Source organism: Williamsia muralis (assembly GCF_002735905.1).
Taxonomy (GTDB): domain Bacteria; phylum Actinomycetota; class Actinomycetes; order Mycobacteriales; family Mycobacteriaceae; genus Williamsia; species Williamsia muralis_A.
In genome coordinates, this window is record NZ_PEBD01000010.1 from 1266625 (window position 1) to 1281172 (window position 14548).

12 protein-coding genes are annotated in these 14548 nt (G+C 65.7%); 7 read left to right on the forward strand and 5 right to left on the reverse strand.

The window, feature by feature from the left end:
- Positions 1-14: 14 nt before the first annotated feature.
- Entirely contained in the window at positions 15-1217 is a 1203-nt protein-coding gene (locus tag CSW57_RS19450) for an alpha/beta-hydrolase family protein (protein ID WP_099384174.1), read from the reverse strand.
- Entirely contained in the window at positions 1214-1828 is a 615-nt protein-coding gene (locus tag CSW57_RS19455) for a hypothetical protein (RefSeq protein ID WP_223249351.1), read from the reverse strand. Before CSW57_RS19455 ends, CSW57_RS19450 begins: the two co-directional genes overlap by 4 nt.
- Before the next feature lie 166 nt (positions 1829-1994).
- Between CSW57_RS19455 and CSW57_RS19460 the strand changes: the two genes are divergently transcribed.
- The 4 genes from CSW57_RS19460 (at position 1995) to gatB (ending at position 6675) form a co-directional block, all read left to right on the forward strand.
- Positions 1995-3272, forward strand: coding sequence for a sensor histidine kinase (locus tag CSW57_RS19460; protein ID WP_189339328.1), 1278 nt, complete (start codon positions 1995-1997; stop codon positions 3270-3272).
- Positions 3273-3281: 9 nt separating this feature from the next.
- A complete protein-coding gene (locus tag CSW57_RS19465; protein WP_099384176.1) occupies positions 3282-3935 on the forward strand; it encodes a response regulator in 654 nt (217 codons plus the stop codon).
- A gap of 112 nt (positions 3936-4047) precedes the next feature.
- Positions 4048-5082 carry an ATP-dependent 6-phosphofructokinase gene (locus CSW57_RS19470; RefSeq protein WP_023963826.1) on the forward strand — a complete coding sequence of 345 codons (1035 nt, stop codon included), beginning with the start codon at positions 4048-4050 and terminating at the stop codon, positions 5080-5082.
- Between the two features lie 102 nt (positions 5083-5184).
- Positions 5185-6675 (forward strand): Asp-tRNA(Asn)/Glu-tRNA(Gln) amidotransferase subunit GatB, encoded by a 1491-nt coding sequence (gatB, locus tag CSW57_RS19475; protein ID WP_099384177.1) that lies wholly within the window; start codon positions 5185-5187, stop codon positions 6673-6675.
- 4 nt (positions 6676-6679) lie between these two features.
- Here the strand turns inward: gatB and CSW57_RS19480 are convergent, their stop codons facing one another.
- Positions 6680-7816, reverse strand: coding sequence for a PQQ-dependent sugar dehydrogenase (locus CSW57_RS19480; protein ID WP_099384178.1), 1137 nt, complete (start codon positions 7814-7816; stop codon positions 6680-6682).
- 82 nt (positions 7817-7898) lie between these two features.
- Here CSW57_RS19480 and CSW57_RS19485 point away from each other — a divergent pair, with 82 nt between their 5' ends.
- The gene (locus CSW57_RS19485; protein WP_223249352.1) at positions 7899-8966 is read left to right on the forward strand and encodes a DoxX family protein; all 1068 of its coding nucleotides are present in this window, start codon (positions 7899-7901) and stop codon (positions 8964-8966) included.
- 107 nt (positions 8967-9073) lie between these two features.
- Here CSW57_RS19485 and ilvD read toward each other — a convergent pair whose 3' ends face one another.
- Complete coding sequence (ilvD, locus tag CSW57_RS19490; RefSeq protein WP_099384179.1) at positions 9074-10921, reverse strand: dihydroxy-acid dehydratase; 1848 nt, start codon at positions 10919-10921, stop codon at positions 9074-9076.
- 216 nt (positions 10922-11137) lie between these two features.
- Positions 11138-11662, reverse strand: coding sequence for a PH domain-containing protein (locus CSW57_RS19495; RefSeq protein ID WP_223249353.1), 525 nt, complete (start codon positions 11660-11662; stop codon positions 11138-11140).
- Positions 11663-11987: 325 nt separating this feature from the next.
- On the opposite strand from CSW57_RS19495, the gene CSW57_RS19500 reads away from it, so the two are divergent.
- Positions 11988-14009, forward strand: coding sequence for an acetolactate synthase large subunit (locus CSW57_RS19500; protein ID WP_189339329.1), 2022 nt, complete (start codon positions 11988-11990; stop codon positions 14007-14009).
- Entirely contained in the window at positions 14006-14509 is a 504-nt protein-coding gene (gene ilvN, locus CSW57_RS19505) for an acetolactate synthase small subunit (protein ID WP_023963810.1), read from the forward strand. The genes CSW57_RS19500 and ilvN overlap by 4 nt, the downstream gene beginning before the upstream one ends.
- Positions 14510-14548: the final 39 nt, after the last annotated feature.

The window sequence follows — 14548 nt, forward strand, 5'->3', positions numbered from 1 at the left end:
GCCATAAGGCCACATCATCGGAGGCAGAGGGGGATGACATGACCTTGTTCGGTTCCGTACTGATGACCGTGGCCGGCAGGAAACGACAGTGCCCCGATCAGGTCCGCGCTGGCCTGGACGAACCCGGCCACCGGTAGCCACGGCGGTGTCGGCAAGTCGTGGGTGATGCCGGACGCCAGCGCCGGCGGCTGCCAGATCAACCGCGGGCTCCAGCGCACCACAGGATCCGATCCGTTCGCCAACACGGTGGTCGATGGCGCCGACAATGACGCCGTGCCCGCCGGGGCACCCGCGAGCACCGTGTGGCACAGCGCGCCGGAACGGTTGTCCTGCGCCCATTGCCGTGCCGCGTCGGCGCCGACCGCACCCAGACTCTGGCCGTAGAGGTAGATGTGCGGGCGGTTGGGCGAGGCCGACCGGTTGACGGCATCGATGAGCGCGGCCGTGACCGCGACAGCGCTGTCGCGGGCCGGTGCGGAACTCGACAGAAAAGCCTGCCAAGACGGAATGTCGCTGTACTGCAGGGCAACAACTCCCACATCTCCGGCCATCCGCGACTCGATCCCGACCAGAGCGTCCGGGTCCACCCACCCAGATCCGGTGGGTACTGCGACCACCACGGCACTGCGGTGCATCCCACCCGCGGCCTGCCAGCGTTTCACCAGATTCTGCGCGCGGTCGGTGACGTCGCGGGTGTCGAGTTCTCCGTAGACCCGGAGCGATGTGGATTGGGCGCCGGCAGCGGTGAACTTGTGCGCCACAGACTCGCCTGACCCCGCAGCACCGGCAGGTGACGGGGCGACCGAGAGCGCGATGGCCGCAGCGAGCACCGCCCCGATCATGCGGATACGGGAAGGCAGGGCAACACCCACGGCCACCAACCCGGAGGGCGCGGCGGCCACGGCCACCCATCCGAGGTCGAGGGTCTCTGTGCCCAGAGCCCATCGCAACTCCAGTTGCCACCAGATCATTTGTACGAACATCGCAACGATGACCAGGCCCCCGGCGGCGGCGGTGACCTTCCTCGCGCGCGCGGCCGGCCACGGGACGAAGCGGGACGCCAGCATGCCGATGAGGGCGCCGATGCCGGCGAAGGCCGCGAGCAGGACGCCCTGGATCAGTGCTTCGCGGGGCAGCGAGCCTGGGGCCAAAGCGATTGCCGCGCCTGCTGTGGTGCCGGCCGTCACCAACGGGTGTGGCCACGTGCGTGCCGTCATGCCAGACCCACCAGAGATGCGAGCGACTCGCCACTGCGGACGAAGGTGGATGCAACGATCGCCGGAAGAGACTCCCTCGCGACCGGGGCGCCCGAGTGCTGACGCCAGGTGTTTAAGCTCAACCCCACCCGGGCGAGATCGGCGGCCCAGTTGCATGCGGGATCGTCGCAGACCTGATGCATACGCTCGGCGAGCATGGTGTCGAGTGCCACCCGAGCCCAACCGGCGAGCGGAACGCCCTTCTTGTCGGCGAGACGCAACAGGTCGTATCCGAAATCGTGTGTCTTGCAGAGAGGTTCGAACCGGTCTGGCAACGGGATGGGTGATGAGCAGGCGCCCGCGGGGTCGATCGGTATGCCATCGACCACCTCAGGCCGATAGCCCATCTCTGCCTCGAAGTCCACGGGCAGTACAGCGATCGCATCGGTGGGCCTCGGCCCTGTCAATGCCACAATCGCTGCGCCTGCCGGGGTACGGATGTCGGCGGCCTCGGCGGGCGACATCCCCGGGGCGGAGGTGGCTGCGGCGGCGGTTGCCGGCCACAGACCCAACGCCACCACGAAGCAGATCACCAAACTGGACAGGAACATTCGGTTGTGTACGGGTCGCATGGATTGAACGTAGGAATCGGGAGCACCCGGGCGCATCGGTCGTCGGACGCGTTGCCCGGTGGCTACAACGGGGTGCACCGTGGGTGCGCGTGCTACCTGCGGGTCAGCGCAGATCTCACTCTCAGGTATGGGGTCGGACGAGGATTGGGTGGCTACTGTCGAACCAATGAAACTGTGGACTGCTGCCGCCGACTATGTGGTCGACGAGGCCAAGAAACTACCGATCACCGCCGACCCGGCGGTCATCGGATTCTTGAGTCGCAAGGTCAACATCTTCTTCACGCTCGTCGCACTCATCATGTACGCCATCGCGTGGCCGACCCTGGCCGTGACACACGACGTGCAGCCTGCGCTGATGCCCGTCGTCGCGGCGTTCGCGGCCCTCCCGATCATGCTGGGCTGGGCGAATCCCACACTGGGCTGGGCGATCTCGGTGGTGTCCTCACAGGTCATCGGGCTGACCATCGATCGGCTCGACACCTGGAACTACTCCATCCAGGTGGTGCACTTCATCGAACTGGTGGTGCTCACGGTTCTCGCCTATCTCAAGGCGCCGCTACGTCTTCTGCCGGTGATCTGGCTGGTGTCGGCACTGGTGATGTTCTCGGTTGCACCCAGCGAGGCCGAGGTCGGTTGGGTGATCGGACTGGCTGTCGCCGGCATCATGTGCGTGCTGATCCGCATCATCGTGCGATCCCGTGCCCAACTCGCCCAGCAGACCAAACTGAAGGACACCGAGAAGTCGAAGAATGCGGTGCTCTCGGAACGGACCCGCATCGCCCGCGACCTCCACGACGTTGTGGCTCACCGGATGTCGGTGGTGGTGGTGCAATCACAGACCGCGAAATACCGGGTCGAGGGTGTCGGCGACGCGGCTGCGGCCGAGTTCGATGCCATCGCCAACGTCGCACGCGAGGCCCTCGACGAGGTGCGCACCATGCTCGGTGTGCTTCGTCTCGAAGATGATTCGGCCGCCGATGCACTTGCACGCAACCCGAATCCGGGGTTGGCGCAGATCGACGGACTGATCTCCGCGACGAGGGGCGCGGGGATCGACGTCACGTATTACCCGGCCGTCGGCGCGGACGAGGTGGGTGACGCGTGTGCGTTGGTGGCGTACCGGATCGTGCAGGAATCGTTGGCGAACGCCACCCGTTACGCGGCGGGGTCGCAGGTGCGCGTCGATGTGACGGTCAAGGGAACCGAACTCGCGGTGACCATTGCCAACACCGCTCCGACGGAACAACCCATCGGGCTCGATTCCGAAGGGGGACTGGGTATCCCGGGGATGATCGAGCGGGCCAAGGCCGTCGGTGGTGTGCTGTCCGCAGCACCGCAACCAGACGGTGGGTTTGTTGTGCAGGCACGCCTGCCGATCCGGGCGCCGGGTGTGGTCGATGATTCAGGACAGTCGGGTCTGCAGGTCGGGATGGTGGAAAAGTAGGCTGTCGACGTGTTGATCACAGTCTTCATTGCGGACGATCAAGCAATGGTTCGACAGGGCTTCGGTGCCCTGCTCGCCGCACAGTCCGACATTTCGGTGGTCGGGGACGCGCCGGACGGCAAGGCCGCGGTGGCGGCGGTCCGTCAGCTCCACCCGGATGTGGTGCTGATGGATGTGCGCATGCCCGTCCTCGACGGCCTCGCAGCAGCTGAACAACTGCTTTCCGGACCGGCAAAGGTGTCCAGCAAGATCCTGATGCTCACCACCTTCGACATCGACGACTACGTCTATCAGGCTCTGCGGATCGGTGCCTCAGGCTTCATGCTCAAAGATGCGCCGGCCGAGGAGCTGGTGCGTGCGGTCCGCGTGGTGGCAGCCGGTGACGCACTGCTGGCACCGTCGGTGACCCGCCGGCTGATCGCCGAGGTGACCAGTAGACAACGCCCTCGCCGCGCCACGTCGAGCCGACTCTCCGGGTTGACCCCTCGTGAACGCGAGGTGCTCGAGCAGGTGGCCGAGGGCAAATCGAATGCCGAGATCGCCACCCATCTCTTTGTGGCCGAGCAGACAGTCAAGACCCATGTCAGCAACCTGCTCTCGAAGTTGCAGCTGCGCGACCGCGCACAAGCGGTTGTCTATGCCTACGAAAACGGCGTGCGCTGAGCCGGAGCTTGCATTCGGTTGCACAATTGAAGCCAGTGGCGCCCGCAGAGCGCGTGCTGTCCGAGCAGAGATGACAGTCTGAGCACAGATGAAAAGGGAGCGGGAACACCAGATGCGCATTGGAGTGCTAACCGGTGGCGGTGACTGCCCAGGATTGAACGCTGTGATCCGGGCCGTGGTCCGGACCAGCGAGGTCCGGTACGGGTCGGCGGTGGTCGGATTCCTCGACGGCTGGCGGGGATTGCTCGAGGACCGGCGGATCCATCTCGCCGCCGACGACCGGAACGATCGGCTGCTCGCGAAGGGCGGCACCATGCTGGGTACTGCGCGCACACATCCGGACAAGCTGCGTGCCGGCCTCGACCAGATCCGGCAGACATTGGACGACAACGGCATCGACGTACTGATCCCGATCGGCGGCGAGGGCACGTTGACCGCCGCGTCCTGGCTGTCCGATGAAGGCGTCCCGGTGGTCGGGGTGCCCAAGACCATCGACAACGACATCAATTGCACCGACGTGACGTTCGGGTTCGACACCGCGCTGACCGTCGCGACCGACGCCATCGATCGTCTGCACAGCACCGCCGAGTCGCATCAGCGTGTGATGCTGGTGGAGGTGATGGGCCGCCACGCCGGCTGGATCGCCCTGCATTCGGGCATCGCATCCGGCGCACACATGATCCTCATCCCCGAACAGCCGTTTGACGTCGAAGAGGTGTGCCGTCTGGTCAAACGCCGCTTCCAGCGCGGTGACTCCCATTTCATCTGCGTGGTCGCCGAGGGGGCGAAACCGGCCGAGGGCAGTAATTTCTCGGTGCTCAAAGGTGGACTCGACGAGTTCGGACACGAGCGGTTCACCGGAGTCGCTCAACAGCTCGCCGTCGAGATCGAGCGCCGGATCAACAAGGAAGTACGGACGACCGTGCTCGGCCACGTGCAGCGCGGTGGCAAACCGACACCTTACGACCGGGTGTTGGCCACCCGATTCGGCGTGAACGCTGCCGACGCCGCGCACAACGGGGACTACGGGATGATGGTCAGCCTCCAAGGGCCGAACATCGGATTGGTGCCCATCGGCGAGGCCACCAAGGAGCTCAAACTCGTTCCCCAGAACCGCTACGAAGACGCCGCGGCCTTCTTCGGCTGACTCCCCACCCCGATGATGTGCCCTTATGGCGGGTAAAAGCCCAGGTGAGCGCCGCCAAAAGGGCACATCATCGGGGGTGTGGGGGCCAGTTAAACTCGGTGCATGACCGAACTGCTCGACTACGACGATGTCATTTCCGAATTCGACCCCGTGATGGGCATGGAGGTGCATGTCGAGCTGGGCACCAACACCAAGATGTTCTGCGGCTGCCCCACCACCTTCGGTGCCGAACCGAACACCCAGGTGTGCCCTGTCTGCATCGGCTTGCCGGGCTCGCTGCCGGTGGCGAACGAGAAGGCCATCGAGTCGGCGATCCGCATCGGCCTGGCCCTCAATTGCTCGATCCGTCCGTCGAGCACCTTCGCTCGGAAGAACTACTTCTACCCGGATCAGCCGAAGAACTACCAGATCTCGCAGTACGACGACCCCATCGCGTACGACGGTTACCTGGACGTCGCGCTCGACGACGGCACCACCTGGCGCGTCGAGATCGAGCGGGCACACATGGAGGAGGACACCGGCAAATCTCTGCATGTCGGATCCACCGGTCGCATCCACGGCGCGAGCCACTCGCTGCTCGATTACAACCGCGCGGGCGTGCCACTGATCGAGATCGTCTCCAAGCCGATCGAAGGTGCGGGGGAGCGGGCACCGGAGGTCGCCCGCGCGTATGTCACCGCACTGCGTGATCTGCTGAAGTCGCTCGGTGTCTCCGACGTCCGTATGGACCAGGGCTCGATGCGCTGCGACGCCAACCTGTCGTTGATGCCCAAGGGCGCCACCGAGTTCGGTACCCGCACCGAGACCAAGAACGTCAACTCACTCAAGAGTGTCGAGGTCGCGGTCCGATACGAGATGCGGCGCCAGGGTGCGCTGCTCAAGTCCGGGGTCGACATCATTCAGGAGACCCGGCACTTCCAGGAGTCCGACGGATCCACCTCTGCCGGGCGCCGCAAGGAAACCGCGGAGGACTACCGCTATTTCCCGGAACCGGATCTGCCTCCGGTGCAACCCGATTCGGCTTGGATCGAGGAACTCCGCGAGACCATCCCCGAACTGCCTTGGCTGCGGCGCGCACGGATCCAGCAGGAGTGGGGTCTGTCCGACGAGGTGATGCGTGACCTGGTGAACCTCGGTGCCGTGGATCTGATCATCGCGACGGTGGAGGCCGGTGCGTCGGTGGACGCCGCGCGCGGTTGGTGGGTGTCATTCCTGGCCCAGCAGGCGAATTCCCGGGGCAATGAGCTGGCGGATCTGCCGATCACCCCGAAGCAGGTTGCGGCAGTTGTCGCTCTCGTCGACGAGGGCAAACTCACCAACAAGCTCGCGCAGCAGGTCGTAACGGCAGTGCTCGACGGTGAGGGCGAACCCGAACAGATCATCGCCGACCGGGGCCTGGAGGTCGTGCGCGACGATTCCGCTCTGCAGAAGGCGGTCGACGAGGCGTTGACCAACAACCCCGACATCGCGGAGAAGATCCGCAGCGGCAAGGTGGCCGCCGCAGGCAAGATCGTCGGCGATGTCATGAAGGCCACACGGGGACAGGCAGATCCGGCCCGGGTCAAGGAACTGGTTCTGGCCGCCTGCCAGTAGCGGTTCAGATGTTGGTGTCGGCGGGGCCCTGCGGCATCGGGATGATGATCACCCGATCGTCTGTGGGGCCGGCCGTACCGGTCTGCTTGTTCACCGTCGCAACCTGAAAGAGGCCTCCGGGTACAGCCGTGAGGCGTCCGAGCGACCCGTATCGCTTCTCCAGCACGGTGACCGGTTCAGCCGTGGTGGGCTTCTCCTCGGTCGGCGCCGCCAGGGCCTGAAGTCGTTGAGTCCTGGTCTGCGACACCATGATCATGCCGTTGACCGCAGCACATCCCGCGGTTTCGGGTTTGTCGGGCCAGGTCCACAACGTGCGCGCCACCCCGGTGGCACTGATCAGCTGGAGGCGGTCCTCGGCGGGGGCGCGGTCGGTCAGGTACAGCGCACCGGTGGCGACGTCGGGGCACAAGGCTGGATTCGATCCCAGTCCCGAAGTCAGGACCCGGGGTGGGGTGGTGCTGCCCGATGCCAGGTCCGTGACCGACAGAATCTTGCCCGCGAGAGATGACGGGTCAGACGCCGACTGTGGATCGCCTGCGTCGCCGGTGGCCACCAGCAATTCGGTCGGACTCTTGAAGTAGAGGGTTCCCATGTTCCCGACCGGGCCCTTGGGGATGCCAACGAGAATCGGCTTGGGCACGTCATTCGGGGCCAGCCGGACAACCCGGTTGTCGGTCGGGGTGGTGATGTAGGCGTAGAGCAACTGATCCTGCGCGAAATCGGGTGAGAACGCGAAGTCCAGCAGGCCGCCGTCGCCGGAGGCATCGACCTCGAACTGGGCCACGTCCTGAGTTGGCCCGCCGCGCTTGGTGCGCACGATCTTTCCCGTGGTGCGTTGCGCGACCACGGTCGCCGTCGCGTCGGCATTTCCGGGGAGCACGCCGCTGGTGGTGTCGAGACACGTGGCGATGACGGTCGGGTCGGGGTCCGGGCAGGGACCCGTCGGAGCGCCCGGATCGGTCGGTGGCGGGCTGCTCGGTGTCTGTTCCTGCTGCTGCAACGGCGGGTTGGGGTTGGTGGAGAACTGGCCGGCGTCGCGGTTGCGGTCCTGCTCTGCGAAGCCGTCGGCGCATCCGGTCACCACGGTGGCTGCCGCCACCAGCATGATCACGATCCGTGCGATCGCAGACCCGTGGTGCATTGTCATGGCGTCCACCCTACTGATCGGGCGCGCCCGGCCCGGCGAACACTTGGGTTGCCCGGTGAGCCTCTAAGGTCGAACTGTGACCGAACGAGATCCTGACGGCCAGGGGTCGAGCCCCTACGACGAGCCCACCGAACAGATCGGAGTGCCGCAGAGTGCGGCGCGCGACCCGCAGGCGACCCGGCCGGAAGGCGATACCGGCGCCTATGGCTACGCGCCCTACCGCTCTCCTCGCTCTGGTGAAAGTGGTCAGTTCGCCCAGGACGAGGCGGAACTGGAAGAGACCGAACAGATCCCGACCATGCGTAAGCAGCCTGCCGGCGCGACGCCGGCCGGTGGTCAGGCGGTCGACGACGATCTGTCCCGTCAGGACACCGATGTGGTGGCCAGGCCCGCTGCAGCGGCGCCCTCCACCGCGACAACCCGGATTCCGACCGCGGCGGGTGTGGACCGGGACGACTTCCATCGTCAGCACGGCCCGCAGCCGCGGTACGACGACGATGACGACTTCGCCACCCGCGGTCCGGCTGAGCCCGAACCCGTCGGTCCGGTGGTCACCGAAGCGCCCGTGCGGCGTGGGACCACCGATCTGGGATTGCTGATCCTGCGGGTGGGTATCGGCCTGATCGCGATGGCCCATGGGAGCCAGAAGCTATTCGGATGGTGGAACGGCCCCCGGCTCAGCGGCTTCGAGGACTACCTCGTCAATTCGGCGAACACCAACATCGGGTTCAACCCGGATGCCGCCAAGTGGCTTGCCGTGCTGGGCGCGCTCTCGGAGACCATCGGCGGGTTGATGCTGGTGCTCGGACTGCTGACTCCGATCGCGGGCGCGGCGGTCCTGGGCGTCATGGTTGTGGCCGCTCTGTTCAAGTCGACCCTCGCGGGTGGCGTGTGGTTCTTCGCCGTCGACCCCGACTTCACCAACAAGGGCATCGAGTACGAACTGTTCCTCGGTCTTGCGGCCGCGGTGATCATCTTGACCGGGCCAGGCCGTATCTCTCTCGACTTCAACCGGGGCTGGGCCACCCGGCCGTTCATCGGATCGGTCGCCTGGCTTGTTGTCGGCATCGCCGCACCGGTGGCGATCTGGTTCCTGTTCAACGGAACCAACCCGTTCGAATCTCCGGGCAACCCGGCCCAGTAGTCAGGCCCTTCGCAACGTCGCCAACTTCGTCGCCGTGGCGGGCCGCCGGGGGCATATGTCCCTCGGCGGCCTTGCAGCGGGCGGATCTCGGGGCCGATCGAGACTGGTCAATCGACCTGGCGCACCGCGCCCTTGTCGGCTGACGTGGCGAGCTTGGCGTACGCGCGCAGCGCAGTGGTCACCTTACGATCGCGGGCTTGCATCGGCTGCCACGGGCGTTCGGATGCGTCCATCTTCGCTCGGCGATCGGCGAGGACCTCGTCGTCGACGAGAACTTCCAGCTTGCGGGTCTTCACGTCGATCAGCACCTGGTCGCCGTCCTCGATGAGTCCGATGACACCACCCGCGGCCGCTTCCGGCGAGATGTGACCGACCGACAGGCCCGAGGAACCACCCGAAAAACGCCCGTCGGTGATGAGCGCGCACTTCTTGCCCATGCCCGTGCCCTTCATGAAGGCGGTGGGATGCAGCATCTCCTGCATACCGGGCCCACCAGCAGGACCCTCGTAGCGCACCACCAGCACCTCGCCGGCCTGGATGGTCTTGCTCAGGATGACCTGAACGGCTTCGTCCTGGGACTCGACCACGCGAGCCGGGCCCTGGAAGTGCCACAGTTCCTCGTCGATGCCGGCCGTCTTCAGTACCGCGCCGTCCTCGGCGAGGTTGCCGCGCAGCACGCACAACCCGCCTTCGACCGTGTAGGCGTGCTCGATGTCGCGGATGCATCCGCCGGCAGCATCGGTGTCGAGAGAACTCCATCGATTCGCAGTCGAGAACGGTGTGGTGGTGCGAACGCCACCGGGGGCGGCGTGGAACAGCTCGAAGGCCTCGTCGGTTGCTTTGCCGCCGCGGATGTCCCAGTCGTCGAGGAAGGCAGCCATCGTCGGCGAATGAACCGTGCTGGTGGTGTCGTCGAGCAGTCCTGCCCGACGGAGTTCGCCCAGGATGGCGGCGATACCGCCGGCCCTGTGCACGTCTTCCATGTGGTAGTCCGAGTTTGGCGACACCTTCGACAAGCAGGGCACCCGACGGCTGATCTCATCGATGACCGTGAGATCAAAGTCGCGGACCTCGCCTTCCTGGGCGGCAGCCAATACGTGCAGAACGGTGTTCGTCGAGCCGCCCATGGCCACGTCGAGCGCCATGGCGTTGCGGAATGCACTGGGAGTCGCGATGTTCCGGGGGAGCACCGACTCGTCATCGTCTCGGTAGTACCGCAGCGCTGCCTCTACGATCACCTGTCCGGCCCTGCTGAACAGACTGCGGCGCGCTTCGTGGGTCGCGAGGGTGGAACCGTTGCCCGGCAGGGCCAGTCCCAGCGCCTCGGTGAGGCAGTTCATGGAATTGGCCGTGAACATGCCCGAGCACGAACCGCAGGTCGGGCACGCGGCTAATTCGACCTCCCGGAGCGCGGCATCGTCGACGGCGTCGTTGGCAGAGGCCGAGATCGACGTGATCAGGTCTGACGAGGGATGCACCGTGTCTCCGACGACGACGGCTTTGCCGGCCTCCATCGGTCCGCCCGAGACGAAGACGGTGGGGATGTCGAGCCGCATGGCGGCATTCAGCATTCCCGGGGTGATCTTGTCGCAGTTGGAGATACACACCAGCGCGTCGGCAGTGTGGGCGTTGACCATGTACTCCACCGAATCGGCGATGATCTCCCGGCTGGGCAGCGAGTAGAGCATGCCGTCGTGGCCCATCGCGATGCCATCGTCGACAGCGATGGTGTGAAACTCCCTCGGCACGCCTCCCGCGGCACGAACAGCGTCCGCGACGATTTCGCCCACGTCCTTGAGGTGCACATGGCCGGGTACGAACTGGGTGTACGAATTGGCAATGGCCACAATCGGTTTGCCGAAATCGTCGTCGGTCATCCCGGTGGCGCGCCAGAGCGAGCGGGCGCCTGACGCATTACGTCCGACGGTGGTGGTGCGTGACCTCAAATTCGGCATGGCTGCTGATTCCTCGATTGCTCGACCAGATCCGGCCGGGCTGCGGCACGGAATAGTTGCGCGGTCAACCGTACGCCGGTGCGCGCGGCCGCATTTGCGCGGCCGTACGTATTCAGTAGTGCTCAGTGCGGGTTTCGGCGCATGCGGAGTCGACGCTGATCATCTCGACGCTGATCATCTCGACGCGGACGGGTCCGGCGGAGAGACCCTCAGGATTCAGGTGGTCGTGCCCTCGTCGGGTTTGGTGCCAGACTCTCCATCGTTGTCGGAGATGGCGTCATCGGTCGACGAGGTCGGCCCGGGTGTGGGCTCCACGACCTCGGCTATCCGTTCCTGCTCGGGGCTGTCGATCGCGTAGGGGTCGGGTATGCGGCCGCGGCTGGCCGCCGACAGGCGAGGTAGGTCACGGAAGGTGATGGCGGGCAGCACGAGTTTGGACTTGTCGGTCCGGACCGCACGCACGGCGCCCCACTTGGGAAATTGCAGTCCGGCGATCTGGTCCCACGTTGCCGACCGGCGACCCCGCAGACTCACAGCAGTGACCCCGTCCTCGGTGACGATGGTGCGCAGCCGATGGATCCACAAGGCCAGCAGGATCGGCACCACCAGGGTCCAGCCGAGATAGCGCAACGACGCCCCCGCCAGGGCCAGCGACGTCACCGCCATCATGAACGCAGCAAAGTAGGCGACCGGAGTGATGCGGAACACCGCGGGCAGCTCGATCGATTCGGTCTCGGACACCGAGACATTGTGGCATCCCCAAAGACGCAGACGGAATCGGCGATGAACACAGCCCTGCGGCCCGGGCGTTGAAGCGATCCCACGATGTGGGATCAGATCTCAAGGAGTTTGACTCACTGCATCCGCAGTTCTAGCCTGGCTAACTGTGATGCAAAAACAGATTCTCGTACTCGGCCGGCGCGTCATCGCCTGACCGGGTATCTCCCACGAGTACTCACAAAGCATCGACGCGCCACCCTCGCACAGCAACGGCTGTCGGGGGTTTTTTGTTGTCCACCGACGCATACGGCCCAGGGCCGTGGTGTCCGAACAGAGGGAAGGTGCAGTGAGCGCACCAGCAGCACGCACCCAGCCGGGGTCCCACCCCGGTGGTCAGACAACGCAGCAGGCCAAGGGGCCCGTCGCCCCGCGGCGTACGCCAGGGAATGGTTCGCCGGTAGCCCCGTCCGCAACCGGTCCCCGTCGAACGGTGGCACCCGAGCGGGTCAGTGGTGCCAAGGCAGTAGTGCGCGCCCTCGAGGAACTCGGCGTCGATGCGGTCTTCGGCATTCCCGGCGGAGCGGTCCTCCCGGTCTACGACCCACTGTTCGACTCCAAGCAGGTCCGCCACGTCCTGGTCCGCCATGAGCAGGGGGCCGGCCATGCCGCCACCGGTTACGCGCAGGCCACCGGACGCGTCGGGGTGTGCATGGCGACCTCCGGTCCCGGTGCCACCAACCTGGTCACGCCCCTGGCCGACGCGCAGATGGACTCGGTGCCCATCGTCGCGATCACCGGGCAGGTCGGGCGCGCGTTGATCGGTACCGACGCCTTCCAGGAAGCCGACATCTCCGGTATCACCATGCCGATCACGAAGCACAACTTCTTGGTCAACAGTGGTGCGGAGATCGCGAAGGTGATGGCCGAAGCGTTCCACATCGCCGAAAGTGGCCGTCCCGGAGCGGTTCTCGTCGACATCCCCAAAGATGTGTTGCAGGCCCAGACCACGTTCTCGTGGCCGCCGCAGCTCGATCTGCCCGGCTACCGTCCTGTCACCAAGCCTCACGGCAAACAGGTCCGGGAAGCCGCCAGGCTCATCGCGTCGTCGCGTTCACCTGTGCTCTATGTCGGTGGCGGGGTCATCAAGTCCGACTCCTCCGATGAGCTGCTCGAGCTGGCCGAACTGACCGGTATTCCCGTGGTCACCACCCTCATGGCCCGCGGCGCGTTCCCCGACAGCCACAAGCTGCACCTCGGAATGCCCGGAATGCACGGAACGGTTGCCGCGGTCGCGGCCCTTCAGCGCAGCGACCTGCTGATCACCCTCGGCGCACGCTTCGACGACCGTGTCACCGGCGCGCTCGATTCGTTCGCTCCCGATGCCAAGGTCATCCACGCCGACATCGACCCTGCCGAGATCGGCAAGAACCGGCACGCGGACGTGCCGATCGTCGGGGATTGCCGTGCGGTGATCACCGAGCTGACCGAGGCCATCCGTGACGAGCGGGCGACCACCGCGGCTGCGCCGGACCTGAGCACCTGGTGGAGCTACCTCGACGGAATCCGCCGTACCTACCCGTTGAGCTACGACCGCCCGGCCGACGGCTCGATGTCGCCGGAGTTCGTGATCTCGGCGATCGGCAAGACCGCCGGCCCGGACGCGATCTACTGCGCGGGTGTCGGACAGCACCAGATGTGGGCCGCCCAGTTCATCTCGTACGAGAAGCCGCGTACGTGGCTGAACTCGGGCGGACTGGGCACCATGGGCTACGCCGTCCCGGCTGCCATGGGCGCCAAGCTCGGTATGCCCGACACCGAGGTGTGGGCCATCGACGGCGACGGCTGTTTTCAGATGACCAATCAGGAACTGGCCACCTGCGCCATCGAGGGCATCCCCATCAAGGTCGCCGTCATCAACAACGGCAATCTGGGCATGGTCCGACAGTGGCAGACCCTCTTCTACGAAGAGCGGTACTCCAACACCAATCTCTCGACTCACCATTCCGATTCGTCGGTGCGGATCCCGGACTTCCTGAAGCTCGCCGAAGCACTCGGCTGTGTCGGATTGCGTTGTGAGCGCGAGGAAGACGTCGATGCCGTGCTCGCCGAGGCGCGTGCGATCAACGATCGTCCGGTGGTCATCGACTTCGTCGTCGGTGCCGACGCCCAGGTGTGGCCCATGGTCGCCGCGGGCACAGGCAACGACGAGATCATGGCGGCCCGTGGAATCCGGCCGTTGTTCGACGACGACGAGGCCGCATCCACCGAACCCGCCGAGATCCATCGGACGATGGCCGGCGGAGACATCGCCGGCGTCGAATCGGTGCAGACCACCCGGATCAGTGACGAGAAAGACGAGACGAAATGACGACGCATCACACCCTCAGCGTGCTCGTCGAGGACCGTCCAGGTGTCCTGGCCCGTGTCTCGGCTCTGTTCTCGCGCCGCGGGTTCAACATCGAGTCCCTCGCCGTTGGGGCCACCGAACTCAAAGGTGTCTCGCGGATGACCATCATGGTCGCGGTCGAGGATTTCCCTCTCGAGCAGGTCACGAAGCAGCTCAACAAGCTGATCAACGTGATCAAGATCGTCGAGCAGGACCCGGACACCTCCGTGGCCCGCGAGCTCATGATGATCAAGGTGCGCTCGGATGCGTCGGCGCGCGGAGAGGTGATCGAAGTGGTCAACCTGTTCCGGGCGAAGGTCATCGACGTGTCGCCGGAATCGATCACCGTCGAGGCGACCGGTACTCCCGACAAGCTCGAGGCACTGCTGAAAATGCTTGATCCGTACGGCATCCGCGAGATCGCCCAGTCGGGCATCGTCGCGCTCGGTCGAGGTCCGAAGAGCATGTCGGCGGCACGCTGAGGCGTTCGCGGGCAGGCGCTCGGCTCGTGTCGTGCCGAG

What these genes read in the sequence shown, in the direction of transcription:
- CSW57_RS19450 (WP_099384174.1), bottom strand. Translation starts at nt 1,217, where the DNA reads ATGACGGCACGCACGTGGCCACACCCGTTGGTGACGGCCGGCACCACA.
- CSW57_RS19455 (WP_223249351.1), bottom strand. Translation starts at nt 1,828, where the DNA reads ATGCGACCCGTACACAACCGAATGTTCCTGTCCAGTTTGGTGATCTGC.
- CSW57_RS19460 (WP_189339328.1), top strand. Translation starts at nt 1,995, where the DNA reads ATGAAACTGTGGACTGCTGCCGCCGACTATGTGGTCGACGAGGCCAAG.
- CSW57_RS19470 (WP_023963826.1), top strand. Translation starts at nt 4,048, where the DNA reads ATGCGCATTGGAGTGCTAACCGGTGGCGGTGACTGCCCAGGATTGAAC.
- gatB (WP_099384177.1), top strand. Translation starts at nt 5,185, where the DNA reads ATGACCGAACTGCTCGACTACGACGATGTCATTTCCGAATTCGACCCC.
- CSW57_RS19480 (WP_099384178.1), bottom strand. Translation starts at nt 7,816, where the DNA reads ATGCACCACGGGTCTGCGATCGCACGGATCGTGATCATGCTGGTGGCG.
- ilvD (WP_099384179.1), bottom strand. Translation starts at nt 10,921, where the DNA reads ATGCCGAATTTGAGGTCACGCACCACCACCGTCGGACGTAATGCGTCA.
- ilvN (WP_023963810.1), top strand. Translation starts at nt 14,006, where the DNA reads ATGACGACGCATCACACCCTCAGCGTGCTCGTCGAGGACCGTCCAGGT.